General features: G+C 42.5%; 15 protein-coding genes. 1 reads left to right on the top strand and 14 read right to left on the bottom strand.

Annotation, left to right across the window (positions count from 1 at the left end; genetic code table 11):
* Nucleotides 1-89: 89 nt before the first annotated feature.
* The 4 genes from NSQ49_RS19450 to mce form a co-directional block, all read right to left on the bottom strand.
* Nucleotides 90-1,249 (bottom strand): IS3 family transposase gene (locus NSQ49_RS19450; protein WP_445662633.1). Its coding sequence is split into 2 segments (ribosomal slippage): nucleotides 90-991 and nucleotides 991-1,249, totalling 1,161 coding nucleotides; the frame shifts between segments, so codons are not numbered across the junction.
* A gap of 106 nt (nucleotides 1,250-1,355) precedes the next feature.
* Nucleotides 1,356-2,474 carry a tripeptidase T gene (locus NSQ49_RS19445; protein WP_159865308.1) on the bottom strand — a complete coding sequence of 373 codons (1,119 nt, stop codon included), beginning with the start codon at nucleotides 2,472-2,474 and terminating at the stop codon, nucleotides 1,356-1,358.
* Nucleotides 2,475-2,551: 77 nt separating this feature from the next.
* Nucleotides 2,552-4,102, bottom strand: coding sequence for an acyl-CoA carboxylase subunit beta (locus NSQ49_RS19440; protein ID WP_251283718.1), 1,551 nt, complete (start codon nucleotides 4,100-4,102; stop codon nucleotides 2,552-2,554).
* Between the two features lie 3 nt (nucleotides 4,103-4,105).
* Nucleotides 4,106-4,516 carry a methylmalonyl-CoA epimerase gene (gene mce / locus NSQ49_RS19435; protein WP_159865302.1) on the bottom strand — a complete coding sequence of 137 codons (411 nt, stop codon included), beginning with the start codon at nucleotides 4,514-4,516 and terminating at the stop codon, nucleotides 4,106-4,108.
* Between the two features lie 325 nt (nucleotides 4,517-4,841).
* On the opposite strand from mce, the gene prli42 reads away from it, so the two are divergent.
* Nucleotides 4,842-4,937: a stressosome-associated protein Prli42 gene (gene prli42, locus NSQ49_RS19430; protein WP_152539676.1), complete on the top strand. Its 96-nt coding sequence runs from the start codon at nucleotides 4,842-4,844 to the stop codon at nucleotides 4,935-4,937.
* Between the two features lie 295 nt (nucleotides 4,938-5,232).
* On the opposite strand, the gene NSQ49_RS19425 is transcribed toward prli42, so the two are convergent.
* The 10 genes from NSQ49_RS19425 to NSQ49_RS19380 all read right to left on the bottom strand — a co-directional run bounded on the left by NSQ49_RS19425 (nucleotide 5,233) and on the right by NSQ49_RS19380 (nucleotide 16,756).
* The gene (locus NSQ49_RS19425) at nucleotides 5,233-5,754 is read right to left on the bottom strand and encodes a L,D-transpeptidase (RefSeq protein ID WP_251283717.1); all 522 of its coding nucleotides are present in this window, start codon (nucleotides 5,752-5,754) and stop codon (nucleotides 5,233-5,235) included.
* Between the two features lie 26 nt (nucleotides 5,755-5,780).
* The gene (locus NSQ49_RS19420; protein WP_159865296.1) at nucleotides 5,781-6,773 is read right to left on the bottom strand and encodes an aromatic acid exporter family protein; all 993 of its coding nucleotides are present in this window, start codon (nucleotides 6,771-6,773) and stop codon (nucleotides 5,781-5,783) included.
* A gap of 107 nt (nucleotides 6,774-6,880) precedes the next feature.
* Nucleotides 6,881-7,603 (bottom strand): amino acid ABC transporter ATP-binding protein, encoded by a 723-nt coding sequence (locus NSQ49_RS19415; RefSeq protein ID WP_159865293.1) that lies wholly within the window; start codon nucleotides 7,601-7,603, stop codon nucleotides 6,881-6,883.
* Entirely contained in the window at nucleotides 7,596-8,255 is a 660-nt protein-coding gene (locus tag NSQ49_RS19410) for an amino acid ABC transporter permease (RefSeq protein WP_251283716.1), read from the bottom strand. Before NSQ49_RS19410 ends, NSQ49_RS19415 begins: the two co-directional genes overlap by 8 nt.
* Before the next feature lie 91 nt (nucleotides 8,256-8,346).
* Nucleotides 8,347-9,138, bottom strand: coding sequence for a transporter substrate-binding domain-containing protein (locus NSQ49_RS19405; RefSeq protein ID WP_159865287.1), 792 nt, complete (start codon nucleotides 9,136-9,138; stop codon nucleotides 8,347-8,349).
* 276 nt (nucleotides 9,139-9,414) lie between these two features.
* The gene (locus NSQ49_RS19400; protein ID WP_159865284.1) at nucleotides 9,415-9,852 is read right to left on the bottom strand and encodes a BrxA/BrxB family bacilliredoxin; all 438 of its coding nucleotides are present in this window, start codon (nucleotides 9,850-9,852) and stop codon (nucleotides 9,415-9,417) included.
* Nucleotides 9,853-10,082: 230 nt separating this feature from the next.
* Nucleotides 10,083-11,201, bottom strand: coding sequence for a methylmalonyl Co-A mutase-associated GTPase MeaB (meaB, locus tag NSQ49_RS19395; RefSeq protein WP_251283715.1), 1,119 nt, complete (start codon nucleotides 11,199-11,201; stop codon nucleotides 10,083-10,085).
* Nucleotides 11,202-13,394 (bottom strand): methylmalonyl-CoA mutase, encoded by a 2,193-nt coding sequence (scpA, locus tag NSQ49_RS19390; RefSeq protein ID WP_251283714.1) that lies wholly within the window; start codon nucleotides 13,392-13,394, stop codon nucleotides 11,202-11,204.
* Nucleotides 13,384-15,243: a methylmalonyl-CoA mutase subunit beta gene (locus tag NSQ49_RS19385; RefSeq protein ID WP_251283713.1), complete on the bottom strand. Its 1,860-nt coding sequence runs from the start codon at nucleotides 15,241-15,243 to the stop codon at nucleotides 13,384-13,386. Before NSQ49_RS19385 ends, scpA begins: the two co-directional genes overlap by 11 nt.
* Nucleotides 15,244-15,439: 196 nt before the next feature.
* A complete protein-coding gene (locus tag NSQ49_RS19380; protein ID WP_159865272.1) occupies nucleotides 15,440-16,756 on the bottom strand; it encodes a dihydrolipoamide acetyltransferase family protein in 1,317 nt (438 codons plus the stop codon).
* Between the last annotated feature and the right edge of the window lie 112 nt (nucleotides 16,757-16,868).

Genomic DNA, 16,868 nt, shown 5'->3' with positions numbered 1-16,868 from the left:
ACTAGTAAGGAAATAATGGAATGCTGCAGCAAAAAAAAGAGAACCGCATGCACATAACCCTGTCAAGTAGACAATGAAAAAAGAGTATACTAAGCTGCGGCCTTTTCACGATATTCAATTGGGGAAAGGCCGTTAAACTTTTCTTGGAATCGTTCATTATTGTAAAAATTAATATATTCCTCAATCGCTAAGTAAGCTTGCTCAATCGTTTTAGGACGCACTAAATATAACTTCTCTGTTTTTAAATGGGAGAAAAAACACTCAATACATGCATTATCATGACAATTTCCTCTTCTGGAATGACTTCCTTGAATATTCAACTTCTTTAGGTGATTTTCATACACTTTAGTTGTGTATTGAAATCCTTGATCGGAATGTATTAGTGCTTGTTCTTTTAATGGTTTGCCTTCTAATTGCTTTAATGTATTTAACACTAATTCAAGGTCATTTCTTTTAGATAATTTCCAAGCTACAATCTCATTATTATATAAATCCAAAACTGCAGAAAGATATGCGAAATCCTCTCCAATTCGTACGTATGTTATATCTGTTACGAGTTTTTCAAACCGATTCTCGGCTGAAAATTCCCTGTTCAATACATTTGGAAATACAATTGAACCTCTATGCCCATAGAAAGGTCTTTTCTTCCGAATAACTGATTTTATGCCTAATTCCCGCATTAAACGTCGAACGCGCTTATGATTTATTACAATTCCTTCTCTAGATAAAGCCCGCGTCACTCGCTTATATCCAAAGTAAGGGTGTAGTTTATGAATGGCTAATATATGTTCTTTAAGTAAAATATCTTCTTCCATACGTAAAGTACGCGTTGAACGGGTTCCACGCCATTTATAATATCCAGCTTTAGATACTTCCCCAATCTTAAATAGCCACGCAAGTGGATACTTTCTTCTTATTTCATCAATAATTTGAAACCTTTCGGATTTCAAGACCACTCCTTCCCGTGTAGATTTGGATTGCGCTTTTTTAGGTATTCGACCTGCGCTTTCAAATATGCATTCTCTTCTTCTAAGCTGTTAAAATTCTTTTTGTTCCAAAGTCCACGTTGATCTTCGAAGGATTCATTATTATTTACTTTTTTTACCCAATTCGCTATTTGGGCATCACTTTTAATTCCAAAGCGTTCACGAAGCTGACTGTAGGACCAGCCCTCCTCCAATTTCAAACGAACTACTTCACGCTTTAATTCCTCAGTATACGAAGTAAATGTTTGTCCTTTTTTGGCCATAGAAAAATCCCCTCCTGGTAGACTATTAAGAACATCATATCATGTCCTCTTTTTTTCAAGTCTACCTATTGGGGATAATACCAGCATTGGTTCTCTTTTATACAGCTTAAGCTGAAACCTCTTCAATTATGGCAATGACCATTTCCGCCAGTTTATTTAATTCTTCAATTGGCATGCGCTCATTAGTTGTATGAATTTCTTCATAGCCGACAGCAAGGTTAACTGTAGGAATGCCAAAGCCAGCAATTACGTTTGCATCGCTTCCGCCGCCACTGTGAAGAAGCTCGGAGCTGCGGCCGATTTTTTCAGCCGCCCTGCGTGCTACTTCCACGACATGATCACCTTCGCCGAATTTAAAGCCAGGGTACATAACCTGAACATCCACTTCAGCTTTTCCGCCCATTTCCTCGGCCGCACTTTCAAATGCTTCCTTCATTTTAGCTACCTGCTGTTCCATTTTTTCAGGAATTAATGAACGTGCTTCTGCTAATACATCAACATGATCACATACGATATTCGTCTGCTGTCCGCCTTCAAACCGACCGATATTTGCCGTTGTTTCTTCATCAATGCGGCCCAGCGGCATTCTTGAGATCGCTTTCGAAGCCATGGTAATTGCAGAAATACCTTTCTCAGGTGCAACACCTGCGTGAGCTGTTTTCCCTAGGATTGCCGCTTTAACTTTAGCCTGGGTTGGAGCGGCAACGATAATATTTCCGACTTTGCCGTCACTGTCCAGTGCATAGCCAAACTTCGCTTTAATAAGGGAAGGATCGAGAACTTTTGCTCCAACCAGTCCGGATTCTTCACCAACTGTGATAATGAACTGAATAGTTCCATGAGCAATATTCTGTTCTTTCAGGACTTTAACAATTTCGAGCATAACGGCAAGTCCCGCTTTGTCATCAGCACCCAGGATCGTTGTTCCATCGGTTACAACATAGCCGTCCTTGATGGAAGGTTTAATTCCTTTACCAGGAATAACTGTATCCATGTGTGAAGTGAAATAAATGGTATCTATTCCTTCTTTCGTTCCCTGAAGAGTGCAGATGAGGTTGCCTGCACCATGCCCGGTCTGTGAAGTTGTATCGTCTTCGTACACCTCAACCCCCAGATCCCTGAATTTTTTCTTCAGAACTTTGGCAATTTGAGCTTCATACTTTGTTTCAGAATCAATTTGCACCAGTTCCAGAAATTCGTTTAATAAGCGTTCCTCATTAATCATTTATGTACAAACCTCCAAATTTAAGCTTACTAAGCAAGTATACTCCCAAAATTTTAGCACAGCAAATCAGGAATCCATTAGAGCGGGATATTCCCGTGCTTTTTCTTAGGCCTGCTTTCTTTTTTATTGCGCAGCATCTCAAGCGCCTGAATGATTTTGATTCTGGTCTCACGCGGATCGATTACATCATCCACCATGCCCCGGCTTGCGGCCACATATGGATTGGCGAACTTTTCTCTGTACTCCTCGATTTTTTGTGCCCTGGTGGTCTCGGGATCATCACTGTTCTGGATTTCCCTTGCAAAAATAATGTTGGCTGCCCCTTGAGGACCCATTACGGCTACCTCCGCATTCGGCCATGCAAAAACAAGATCTGCGCCAATAGATTTACTGTTAAGGGCAACGTAAGCACCTCCGAATGCTTTTCTTAAAATAACCGTAAGCTTTGGCACTGTTGCTTCTGAGTATGCATAAAGAATCTTTGCGCCATGCCGGATAATTCCCCCATGCTCCTGTTTTACACCCGGAAAAAATCCTGTAACGTCCTCAAAGGTTATAAGCGGAATATTAAAGGAATCACAGAACCGGATAAACCTTGAGGCCTTATCAGAAGAATCTATATCAAGGCCTCCTGCCATTACCTTCGGCTGATTGCAGACAAGTCCTACCGTCTCACCCTTAATCCGGGCCAGGCCGACAACAATATTTTTAGCGAAGTCGCGCTGTACCTCCATAAACGTATCATGATCCACTACCTGTTCAATGACTTTTCGAACGTCATATGGACGAAGGGCATCAAAGGGAATAACATCTGTCAAATCAGGACGGTAATCATCGTCCTCATCCCATTTCGACATAGGCGGCTTTTCTTCGTTATTCTGAGGAAGGTAGCTTAACAGACTCCGCACCTGCTCAATCACTTCCTCTTCGGTCTCCCCTCTAAAGTGCGCGTTTCCGCTGATTGTATTGTGCACACGGGCACCGCCCAGATCCTCAGGAGAAATTTTCTCCCCTGTTACCGTTTCAATTACTTTAGGGCCGGTTATGAACATCTGGCTTGTTTTTTCCACCATGAAGACAAAATCAGTGATTGCTGGAGAATATACTGCACCGCCGGCACAAGGTCCCATAATGACTGAAATCTGCGGTATAACTCCTGAATAAATGGAGTTCCGGTAGAAAATATGGCCGTATCCATCAAGAGAAACAACGCCTTCCTGAATTCTGGCGCCGCCGGAATCATTCAAGCCTACAAATGGAGCTCCATTTTCAGCTGCTAAATCCATTACATTGGCAATTTTTTTTGCATGCATTTCCCCGAGGGCTCCTCCAAAAACAGTAAAGTCCTGTGAAAATAAGAAAATCGGCCGTCCGTTGACCTTTCCATAACCAGTTACAACACCATCACCAGGCCCTTTTTGGTTTTCCAGTCCAAAATCTGTGCTGCGGTGCTCAATAAATGGATTCAGCTCAACGAAAGTTCCCGGGTCCACTAATAAATCGATTCGTTCCCGGGCAGTCAGTTTCCCTTTTTCATGCTGTTTTTGTATACGCTCATCCCCGCCGCCCAGTTCGACTTCCCTGCGCCGGTCGTATAACTCATTTATTTTCTCATAGATGTCTGCCATGCTTTATTTCAATCCTTTCTTTTCACAAAATTCATATAAAATACCGCCTGTTGATTTCGGATGCATAAAGGCTACATGGGCACCTCCTGCACCAGCCTTCGGTTCATCCTGCAGCATCCTGATACCCTGTTCCTTCATTTCGTTTATGCGCTCCTGTATGCTGTCAACTCCCAGTGCTACATGATGCAGCCCTTCTCCCCGCTTTTCTATAAATTTGGCAATTGGGCTTTCTTCGCTTGTTGGCTCCAGCAGCTCAAGCTTTGTTTCCCCCGCTTTAATAAACGCAACCTTTACTCCCTGGCTGTCCACTTCCTCTATTCCGAGAAATTCAAGCTTAAGCGTTTCAATATAAAATGGAAGCGCTTTATTAATAGACCTGACAGCAATCCCAATATGGTCCACCTTCTTAATCATCTGTTTACCTCCTTATGAATGTCGGAATTCATCGAAGTCTTACAGGTATTTAGTAAGCCCCGCTTCCAAGACTTTAATAGTCAATGCTGGATGAGCGGGAACAAACTGCCCGTAAAGCCCGATTGGTTCAACTCCATTAGCCGAGATAAACTCCCCGCCTTTTGAAGTTTCAATTTATCAACTTCCCAGCAACAATGGGCATATTTAGAGTCTATTATTTAAATATTCGTTAAAAATGTCGAAATTCCTCTAAAAAATTGAGCGGTTGTTCAATTTGATGATTCTTAGTACAATAAAAGTAATAATTGGGACGAGGAGGCATAGAATGTCAAATAAAAAACTAGCGAAAGTGATTGTCTATTTAATGATATTTGCAATGCTTGCATCTACCCTCATTATGGGTATGTCGATGTTTTTATAACAAGAAAATTTATTCAGCTTTCAGCTGCTCAGGATGGCACTTCCGGGCAGTTTTTTTCTGGCGGAATACAATTTGTTTACTTTTTTTACAGGAGTTTTGTGAAATGCTTTTCAGCTTAAACCTAACGAGCAGGGAGAGCTTCGGACACAAAAGCAAGAATCCGAGAGGGGAGAGCCTGAACCCAGCCCAGCTTCGAACAGTACGGGTGAAAATACGAACTGCATAGTCCCAATCTTAAGATGATCCACCCCATAAAAAAAAAACTGCATCCAGTCAGATGCAGCTGTACTTTTTTTCAGTTATCTTTATTTATGGCACCGTAATCTTTTCCAAGTTCGTCAAAGCCTTTACCTGACGTGACTACTAAGATCTTTGTTCCAATCGGCACCCATTCATATAACGACTCGACGGCCTCATTTTGCAATCTAATACAGCCATTGGAAACATATTTGCCGATTGATGAAGGATCGTTCGTCCCGTGAATGCCGTAGATTCTGCCATCAGTATCCTTTGCGTCAAACCCTATCCATCTTGTGCCAAGCGGATTACGGGGGTCACCGCCTTTTATGTCCTTTTTTCTGTAGTAAGGATCAGCTGCCTTCACAGTCACAGTGAACAGCCCTTCCGGTGTAAGGTCATCCGTTTTCCCAGTTGCAGCTGTGATGACATGCTGCACTTTTTGATCCTTTATAATCGCAATTTCATTTGTCTGTTTATTGACAATTAGAAATGGATCTCCAGGCAGCGGATTAGGCCCCAATGGCCAGATTGGGGATAGTGAAAAAAACAAGACAGCCGCTGCAGCAAACTTCAGCATGACAGTTCACGCTCCAATCCTTTTCCTTAGTTTGCTTCTGAGGTCCCGTTTTGATTCATAACCTTATCCTTTATTCCTCTAAACGAGCTCTTTATAATTAAATACTGTTCCATTTCTTTTACAAAATGCAGCAGGGCGGCACGTGCTTCAAATTCCTCCCTTGTTTTGGGGAGCTCCATATTTTCAAAAGAAACCCTCATTCTGTACAGTTTTTCAAGAAATTGAATGGCTGTATTGCCAGGATGGATATGCTCAGATAATTCTTCAATAAAATCAGCGATCATCTCCCCCTGTTCAACAGGAAGTGCAATGGAGGTTACACTCGGAAGAACCCTTTCAATAATTTCAAATTGTTTCTCTCTCATTTTAAAATAATGATAATATAAATTTTCATCTCTTCGAAAGTGGTTTTCAACATCCCTGAAAGCCAGTGCTTTTGCCTCATCAATCAATTCCATTGTTTCCGTTATTTCTCTGCCGTCCCAGCTGCTTTCATGGGTACGCAAATAACTGACGATTTCGTCAAAGATAATTTTAAAGTTTTCTTCTATTTCCTGCCTATATTCCTTAAGCTTCGATTCCAGGCTCGGCATATAGAGGTTCGCAATTAGCGCAACACCGATTCCGACAATAATAATCCCCAATTCATTCAGTAAGAGTTCCTTTGAAACCTCCCCTGCAGAATAAATATGCAAAATAATAACTGAGCTTGTCACAATTCCATCGCTGGCCTTTGCCATGACAGCTGCCGGAATAAAAAACAGAAGCAGCAGTCCAATTACAAGCGGATGGTAAGCAATGCCTTCAAAAAACAAAGACGAAAATGCCATTGCCAGCAGACAGGCGAAAAATCGGTCCCAAGAAGCCCGGAGTGATTTTTTCTTTGTTACTTTTATGCATAATATAGTCAGGATGCCTGCAGAAACAAAATTATCAAGCTGCAGCATCTGTGCAATCATGATGCTGATGGAAGTTCCCACTGCAGTCTTGATTGTCCGGTAGCCAATTCTGTACCTCATTTATTCATACTCCTATGTTCAATTGCCCCTTATTAGAAGGCTGTTATGTATTTAAATGCGAAAGAGAAGATGATCCTTTGATCATCTTCTCCCATAGCATATATCGATTATAGCATTTTTTGCAAGAAATCCCTTGCGCGTTCACTTTTAGGATTAGAAAAAAACTCTTCAGGTGAAGAATCCTCGACCAGCACTCCGCCATCCAGAAACAGCACCCTGTCTGCCACTTCACGCGCAAAGCCCATTTCATGGGTGACAATTGCCATTGTCATACCCGTATGTGCTAAATCCTTCATTACATCCAGCACTTCCTTCACCATTTCCGGATCAAGTGCAGAGGTTGGCTCATCAAATAGCATAACTTCAGGCTGCATTGCAAGAGCTCTTGCAATGGCCACCCTTTGTTTCTGCCCACCGGATAACCGATTGGGATATTCGTGTGCTTTAGCAGATAATCCTACTTTCTCCAAAAGCCCAAGCCCTATTTTCTCAGCTTCCGATTTTGAAATTCCTTTAACCTTCATCGGTGCGTAGATCAGGTTTTGAAGGGCCGTTTTATGAGGGAATAAATGAAAATGCTGAAACACCATCCCTACATTTTCGCGCACTTTCATTATGTTCGTACTTTTATCCGTAATGTCCTGCCCATTAATCATAATCCTCCCGTCTGTCGGCATCTCCAGAAGATTGATGCAGCGGAGGAACGTTGATTTGCCCGAACCGGACGGACCTATTACAGCCACTACTTCACCATCATTAATATTGGTTGAAATTCCTTTAAGTACTTCAAGTTTGCCGAAATGCTTATGCAAATTTTCCACCTTAATCACTGCGTCTCATTCTCCTTTCAATTCCTTTTCCTAGAACAGTCAGGACCATAACCATAATGTAATAAATCAGCCCGGCAATCAGTATCGGTTCGAAGTAGGAAAACTTTTCGCCTCCCACAATGTAAGCCCGGCGCATCACGTCTGTTACCCCAATGACTGTTACGATTGCAGACTCTTTTGTAAGTGTAATAAACTCATTCATTAAAGCGGGCAAAATGTTTTTCATTGCCTGCGGAAGTATGATATCCATCATGGCCGGCCTGTATGGAACGCCCAGTGCCATTGCCGCTTCACTTTGTCCTTTATCGACCGCCAGAATTCCCGCCCTGATAATTTCTGAAATATAAGCCGCAGAATTAAGCCCAAAAGACAGGACTGCAGCTGTGGAAGGATCAATTTTATAGCCGATCAGCTGAGGTGATCCATAATATATGAGCATAAGCTGAAGAACAAGAGGTGTTCCTCTAAAAACGGATGTGTAGGCATCTGCAATCCAGCCTAGAAGTTTAAATTTGCTAATTTTAAAGAATGATAGAATAATACCTAATACAAAGCCCAGTATGCCTGCCATAGACACAATTTGCAGCGTGACGCCAATGCCTTTAAGTATATATGGAAGGGAGGGAATGAACTGCTGAAAATCCAGATTCACTATCTTTCCATCCTTTCTACTAGTAATTTATTTTCCGGTAAGAATAAAGCGTCCAAAGGAAAATATGCCTTGGACGCCAATTCCCAGCGAATTATTTGTTATCAAACCATTTTACGATCAATTTTTCCAATTCACCGTTTTCTTTCATCTTCAAAAGCTCTGCATTAAATTTTTCAGTTAATTCACTGCCTTTTGGAAAAGCAATGGCAGAACCCGCCTCTGTTTCATCTTCTTCAATTGTGAAGCCGGCCAGGTCTTTATTTTTTTCAAAATATCCTTTTGCTACCGTATCTTCAATCATGGCTGCATCAAATCGGCCTGCCATAATTTCCTGAACCAATTCAGGGATGCGGTTGCGGTTTTCCACAGTCATATCAACTGTCTCACTAATTTCTTCTGCTTTATCTGCCTGAATGGAGGCAAGCTGAACACCTAATGTTTTTCCGTTCAAATCTTCCAATGATTCAATTCCGCTGTCTTTTTTAGAAACAATCATATGGCTCGCTGTATAATATACATCACTGAAATCAACGTTTTCTTTACGCTCATCAGTAGGTGTCATACCAGCTAAAACAAAATCAACCTGGCTTGTTTCCAGTGCAGGTATCAGTCCATTAAAGTCCATATCCTTCACTTGGATTTCATAGCCTAATTTCTCACCGATCGCTTTGGCCAAATCCACATCAAAGCCGATGATTTCTTCTCCTTTTGCGGAATCTACATATTCAAATGGCGGATAATCCGCTGAGGTACCCATAGTTAATACTTTTTTATCTGATTTTTCTCCTGATCCGCTTCCAGTGCTGGCTTCTTCGCTTGTGCCGCATGCAGCCAATAAGCTGACTAAGAGTACGCTTAATGCAATCAAGATCACTTTTTTCATTTTTGTTTCCCCCTATAAAATATGAATAATCTCTGCATAACTATTAATAAATATTCACTAAAATGAATTTTAACAGATTTTTATATTTATGCAATAAGGTTTTTAAATATTTAGAAGAAGTCTTATTATTCAGATAAGTACATAAATAAAAAGGTCCCGAAATTCGGGACCTTTCCTGGTATAAACTTAGAATGTCGATTACTTTCAGCGCAAGCAGCCTGCCCCATGCAGATCACAAGCATGCCGGGGCAGGCAAGGCGCTTCCGCTTTTCTTTTTTAAAGCTCTTCGCAATATTTTTCAAAGGTATCCTGCAGTTTCTGAACAACTGCCATAGGCTCATGGCCTTCAATTTCGTGACGCTCGATCATCGTGCATATCTCTCCATCTTTGAGAAGTGCAAAAGATGGTGATGATGGCGGATAACCTGTAAAATAAGATCTGGCTTTTTCAGTTGCTTCTTTATCCTGCCCGGCAAATACCGTAACCAAATGGTCAGGGCGCTTATCATAATGCAGGGAATGCATGGCCGCAGGACGGGCAATTCCGCCTGCACATCCGCAGACAGAGTTCACCATTACTAGCGTAGTTCCCTTTTTATTAAGGGCCTCTTCCACTTCTTCAGGTGTAGTTAGTTCCGTATAGCCGGCATGTGTTATTTCCTGTCTCGCCTGCCTGACAACATCATTCATAAATAAGTTAAAATCCATATTCAAAGTCATCGCTCCTCAGTTAAGAATTCTCTTGACTATATACATAATACCAATACAAAAGTAAAATTTACAATCAAGTCAATTTTTCGAATAAAAAAGTTTAGCTTTTGGATAATCGGGGAAATATAAAACTACAGCTAGATCCATACCCCTAAACTCCCTAGATTCGCCAGTGCCCGCAAGGCACTGGCCATTTTTTGATTTCAGGAAAAAGCTGAGCCGGAACAAAAATTCTATCTTCTAGTGTAGATATTAAATAATTCTTCAACTGCAGATGTAACTGTCCTGTTTCCTGCGATGACCTCGTTTTCGATTTTGGGAAGCAGCGGTTTTATGGCAGGGTGATAAAAAAAGCTGAATTGAAGCTGATCCAGGATCATAGAATGAATCCATTGTTTTGTTTGAAGCCTTCTTCTTTCCTCAAAAACACCTGAGGTCTTTGCGGTATTTTCAAATGTTTTAATCACATTCCAGATCTCAGGGATGCCCTCACCAAAGACAGATGAGCAGGTATAGGCTTGGGTTTGCCATCCTTTGGTAGCCGGCTGAAGAAAGTGAAGGATCCGGTTATACTCAGACTTGGTTTTCTGGGCCAATGCTTTATTGCTTCCATCAGCTTTATTGACAATTACCGCATCAGCCAGTTCCATAATCCCCTTTTTCATTCCCTGCAATTCATCCCCTGCCCCTGTCAATGTTAACAGCATGAAAAAGTCCACCATTTCCCTGACAATCACTTCACTTTGTCCCACACCGACTGTTTCAACCAGAATAACATCAAAACCAGCTGCTTCACACAGCAGCATGGTCTCTCTTGTTTTCCTGTGAACTCCTCCCAGTTTGCCTGCTGAAGGAGAAGGTCTTATGAAAGCAAGAGGGTTTCTGGATAGCTGCTCCATCCTGGTTTTATCCCCAAGGATACTGCCGCCGCTCAAGCTGGAGCTCGGATCTACGGCAAGCACAGCTACTTTTAAGCCGGCATCACAAAGATATGTCCCGAACGATTCAATGAACGTGCTTTTCCCTGCCCCTGGCACTCCGGTTATCCCAATCCTAAGCGATTGGCCTGAATGAGGCAAAAGTCTGTGAAGAAGTTCCTGTGCATGACGGAAATGATGCTCTGCATTACTTTCAATCAAAGTGATCGCACGTGCAAGCACTGCTCTGCTGCCACTCATGATTCCTTCTTCAAGTACGTTAAGATCAGGCAGAGAGGCAGATTTTTTTTGAAACCTGCCTCTTTTTTCGAATTTCTGCTTCGGCTCACCTGACTCCACACCACTTCGCACGATGCTTGTAAAATTTTCTGGCTTTTGATCATCAAACCATTCCGGTTTCTTATCCTCAGTCATTTACTGGGTCACTTCCTCATACCCAAGACGGCTGTATATTTCCCTGATGACCTTCTGAGCAGCCACTGGAATGATGGTGCCCGGTCCAAAAATGGCAGATGCACCATGTTCATATAAATATTGATAATCCTGTGCCGGAATTACCCCGCCGATAACAATAATAATATCTTCCCTTTCCAGCTTCTTCAATTCAGCAGCAAGCTGAGGAAGAAGGGTTTTATGGCCTGCAGCAAGAGAACTGATGCCAATGACATGAACATCATTTTCGACAGCCTGAAGAGCTGTTTCTTCCGGTGTCTGGAACAGAGGTCCGATATCCACATCAAAACCAAGATCGGCAAAGGCTGTTGAAATGACTTTTGCCCCCCTGTCATGCCCATCCTGTCCCATCTTGGCAATCAGAATCCGCGGTCTTCTTCCTTCATTTTCAAGGAATTCATCTGTCATCTGCTTTACTTCCGCTATTTCTTCTTCGTTAGAAAAAGCAGAACTGTACACGCCGCTTATTGAACGAATAATTGCTTTATGGCGGCTGGCTACTTTTTCAATTGCACTGGAAATTTCGCCAAGCGTGGCTCTAGCCCTTGCTGCATCTACTGCAAGCTCAAGGAGGTTCCCTTCCCCTGAATCAGCAGCTTTTGTAAGGGCCTCGAGGGCCTCGGCAACTTTCTCATTGTCGCGGGAAGCCTTTAGCCTCTCCAGCTTTTCAATTTGCTTTAATCGTACAGCTGTGTTGTCAATGTCCAGAATGTCAATCGGCTCTTCTTTTTCCAGCCGGTATTTATTCACACCAATAATAGTTTCTTTTCCGGAGTCGATTTGTGCCTGCCTTCTGGCAGCCGCTTCCTCGATTCTCATTTTTGGCAATCCTGTTTCAATGGCTTTTGCCATTCCCCCAAGATTCTCGATTTCTTCAATATGCTCCCAGGCGCGCTTAATTAACTGATCTGTTAAGGCTTCTGCATAATAAGAACCGCCCCATGGATCTATTACGTTCGTGATCCCTGTTTCCTCCTGAAGATACAGCTGTGTATTCCTCGCTATACGGGCTGAAAAATCTGTCGGCAATGCGATAGCTTCATCCAATGCGTTCGTATGAAGGGATTGAGTATGCCCCATCGCGGCAGCATGCGCCTCAATGAGTGTCCTTGTTACATTATTAAAAGGGTCCTGCTCGGTTAAGCTCCAGCCAGAAGTTTGAGAATGTGTTCTAAGCGCCATAGATTTCGGATTCTGAGGCAGGAAGGTCTTCATCATTTTTGCCCAGATATAGCGTGCTGCCCTCATTTTTGCCACTTCCATGAAGTAGTTCATACCAATGGCCCAGAAGAAAGAGAGTCTCGGTGCAAAGGAATCAATATCGATTCCGGCTTTAAGTCCAGTTCTAACATATTCAAGTCCATCTGCAAGCGTATAGGCAAGCTCAATATCAGCAGGTGCACCCGCTTCCTGCATATGATAGCCAGAGATGCTGATGCTATTGAACTTCGGCATATATTTTGATGTATATTCAAATATATCAGCAATGATCTTCATGGACATTTCCGGCGGATATATATAGGTGTTGCGCACCATATATTCTTTTAAAATATCATTCTGGATCGTCCCCGAAAGCTTCTCCTGGCTTACTCCCTGCTCTTCCGCTGTGACGATATAAAAAGCCATAACAGGCAAAACTGCTCCATTCATTGTCATGGATACAGACATTTGATCTAAAGGGATTCCATCAAACAGCGTTTTCATATCCAGGATGGAATCAATGGCAACGCCAGCTTTCCCTACGTCCCCTTCGACTCTTGGATGATCAGAATCATAGCCTCTATGGGTAGCAAGGTCAAAAGCGACTGATAAGCCTTTTTGCCCCATTGCAAGATTACGCCGATAGAAAGCATTGCTTTCCTCTGCAGTAGAAAATCCGGCATATTGGCGGACTGTCCAGGGCCTGTTCACATACATGGTTGAATAGGGTCCCCTTGTATATGGAGGCAGACCCGGTTTAGCGTTTAGGTGCTCCAGATCTTTAAGGTCTTCATTTGTATATAGCGGCTTTATCATTATCCTCTCATTTGTTTCAAACAGAAGATTATCAATGGATGTATTGATTTCTTTCTCCGCTTTTCTTTTCCATTCATTCTTTGCTGATTGTTTTACTTTATGGATATCCAGGCTTTTAAAATCTGGTTTATTGGTCACTTTTCCCCACCTCCATCTCGTTCAGGATAGTTAAGAGAGTTTCATAGCAATCGCTTTTCATATGAACGTATCCGCTAATTCCAGCTTTCTCATATTCAGCACTTGTCTGCTTTTCAGGAAGGCCGGCTAAATAGATGACAGCTGAGGGAAAAGCTTTTTTCAAGTTCCTAATTAAAGGCACTGCCATTCTTTCGTATTGGTCATTGGATCCGCAAATAAAATAATGCCTGAAATTTGTTTTATGCATAAAGGCTGCAGCATGTTCAAGATTGACTACAGAATCGCTTCTAACTGCATTAACCCCTCCGGGTGCCAGGAAGCCTGCAATAAAATCAGCACGGGCCTTATGATCTTTCAATTCTCCAAGGCATATAAGCCCTGCTTGAGGATGAATCCCCTTTTCCTTTAACCTTTTAGATAAAAACCGTAAACCTTCGAATGACTCTGAAAGCCGAACCTGTGGAATAGGCTTGATAACACTATTGCCGGTTTCAATGATTTCCTTTACTTTAAGCGGCTCTTCATCAGGATTAGCATAGATATTCGTTCCGATAATACTTTGTTTTCTTGTATGAACATCTTTTTGCTTTTTTTCAAAAACTTGACTAACCTGATTCTGAACCCACCCTGTCTGGAGGGCTTCAGCTAATCCTCCCAGATCTTCTATCTCAAGGAATAGTTCCCAGGCTTTATCAATCAGTTCATTCGTCAGATGCTCTACATACCAGGAGCCGCCCGCAGGGTCAGAGACCTTAAGCAGATGAGCCTCTTCCATTAGAACCAGCTGGGTATTTCGGGCAATACGGTCTGAAAAAGAAGAGTGAGTCCCTTCCGGTTCATTATACGGGCTGACATGCAGGTATTGGATTCCACCCAAAACTGCTGCAAACGCTTCATTACCAGCTCTCAGCACATTCACATAAGGATCATAAGCTGACTTTGTAAATGATGACGTCTCTGCTGATATAACCATATTATTACTGTCACTCTCAGCTCCATAAACTTCTGCCACCTTGCCCCATAAAACCCTTGCCGCACGAAGTTTGGCAATCTCCATAAAAAAATTTGAGCCTATGGCAAAATTAAATAGCATTTTGGATAGTATTTCTTCGATTTTTTTGCCTTTACCAAGAAAATATTGCAGGTGATTTACTCCTCCTGCCAATGAAAAAGCAAGTTCCTGAATGGCATGCGCGCCGCCATTATGATAAACAGCAGTATTTACCATAATGGTTTTTAAACTAGGCATATGTTCAGCTGCGGCATTAGTCGTTTCATTCAAATCAGCGTAAAGTTCATCAATTGAGCGATCGTTCATTTTGTCTGCAGCAACAATAGCAAGCGGGTCTGCTGCAATATATCCTGTAATTTTTTCACTTTCACTTAATTTTGCAAGTTCTTCTAATAATTGACGGATATTTGGACCGGCATCTACGCTAAAAGGATATTTTTTATAAAGTTCTCCCACAGCGATGCTGATCTTCTCTGGATTTGTCAGCTGTTCAGGCTGGAAAGCCAGCGCTGTCTGTCCTTTCGCTGCGGCATCAAGGAGTTTTTCTGCCAGCTCTTCAGAAGTTACAGCACTAACTTTCTGCGCAACCTTCCATTCTTCTCTCAGGTATCCTGCAGCATATGAACCCCTTCTAAAATCTTCTATGCCCGGATACTGAGAAAAGGGACATTCGGCCAGGTCCTCTCTGGAATAAAGCGGTTTCAATTTTATGTTTTCATATGTATTTCGTGATAATGTTTCTAGAGGTTTCCCTTTTAGAGCTTTTTCTGCACTTTGTTCCCAGTCTTTATTAGTCTGCTGCGGGAATTTTTCTTCAATCATTTGCTTTAATGACATATTATGCTGTCCTTGTAGCTGACAGCGTTCCCTCCCCTCGTGCGGCAGCGGACCTGCTTCCGTGAAGAAACAATGCCGCTAAAAATTATAATAAAATTCTAAATTCTCCATATATCTATTTTAGTATACAAATGAGAAACAAGCAATGAACAATAAGAAGCCGCTGCCCTAAAGCAGGGAGCGGCAATTTAATCTATTAATAAATAGTTGTATTATCTTTTGATGTGTTTTCCAGAATTTCTTTCACGCGCTGCAGGAAGCGGCCGCAAACCAGGCCATCAAGCACACGGTGATCCAGAGACATACATAGGTTAACCATATCACGTACTGCAATCATGCCATTATTCATGACCACAGGGCGCTTTACAATGGATTCAACCTGAAGAATGGCAGCCTGCGGATAATTAATGATTCCCATTGACTGAACAGAACCGAATGATCCGGTATTATTCACAGTGAAAGTTCCACCCTGCATTTCAGCGGAAGTCAGTTTACCTGTACGTACTTTTAGTGCAAGATCATTGATTTCACGGGCAATACCCTTAATCGTTTTCTCATCAGCTGCTTTGATGACCGGAACGAATAACGCATCATCTGTAGCGACTGCAATGGAGATGTTGATATCCTTCTTCTGGATAATCTTATCACCTGCCCACATGGAATTAATCTGCGGGAATTCCTTAAGGGCTTGTGCAACTGCTTTTACAAAGAAAGCAAAGAATGTAAGGTTGAAGCCTTCTTTTTGTTTAAATTCACCTTTAATACTGTTGCGGTATTCAACAAGATTTGTAACATCCACTTCCATCATTGTCCATGCATGAGGTGCTTCGTGTTTGCTGCGGAGCATATTGGCAGCAATCGCCTTGCGCACTCCGGTAACAGGGATTTCCACATCACCTGGCAATACTGGTACATTTGGTGCCGGCGCTGCTTGCTTGGATGCTGCAGGCTGGGAAGGAGCTGGAGATGGAGCCGGTGCTTCAGTCTTTTCCGGTGCGGCTGCAGCAGCTGCTGCTGTAGGAATATCTCCGGACTCAATGATTTTCATAAGATCTTTACGGGTGATGCGTCCGCCGCCGCCTGTACCTGTCACCTGGCTCAAGTCTATGCCATGCTCTTGAGAAAGCTTTAAGACAGCAGGTGAATAGCGGACTCCTTTTGGAGCATCTGCTGGTGTAACCTGTGAAGATGGTGCAGGAGCTTCAGGTGCAGCTGCAGCTTTTTCCTCTGCTTTTGTTTCAGCCGGAGCATCGTGAACTGCTTCTCCGCCGCCTTCAGTTTCAATTGTTAATATTATCTGGCCTACTTCGTAGGTTTCGCCTTCTTCTGCAATTAATTCTTTGATTACACCTGAAAACGAGGACGGTACCTCTGCGTTTACTTTGTCTGTCATTACTTCAGCAAGCGGGTCATACTTATTTACTTTATCGCCAACGGAAACCAGCCATTTGCTGATTGTCCCTTCTGTGACACTTTCCCCCAGCTGGGGCATTTTAATTTGTTCAATAGCCATTGGGTAACCTCCTTTAGCTGCCCGCACTTTCGCGGGTCATGCAGATCGTGCAGCTGAATCCAGAACTGTCTCAATCCGGAGAGCTGCATCTGCGCTTCTGTATTTATTTAAC

This window comes from Cytobacillus sp. FSL R5-0377 (assembly GCF_038004385.1).
GTDB lineage: Bacteria > Bacillota > Bacilli > Bacillales > Cytobacillaceae > Cytobacillus.
Note: the sequence above shows the minus strand (reverse complement) of the source record. Positions and strands in the feature narration are given on the sequence as shown.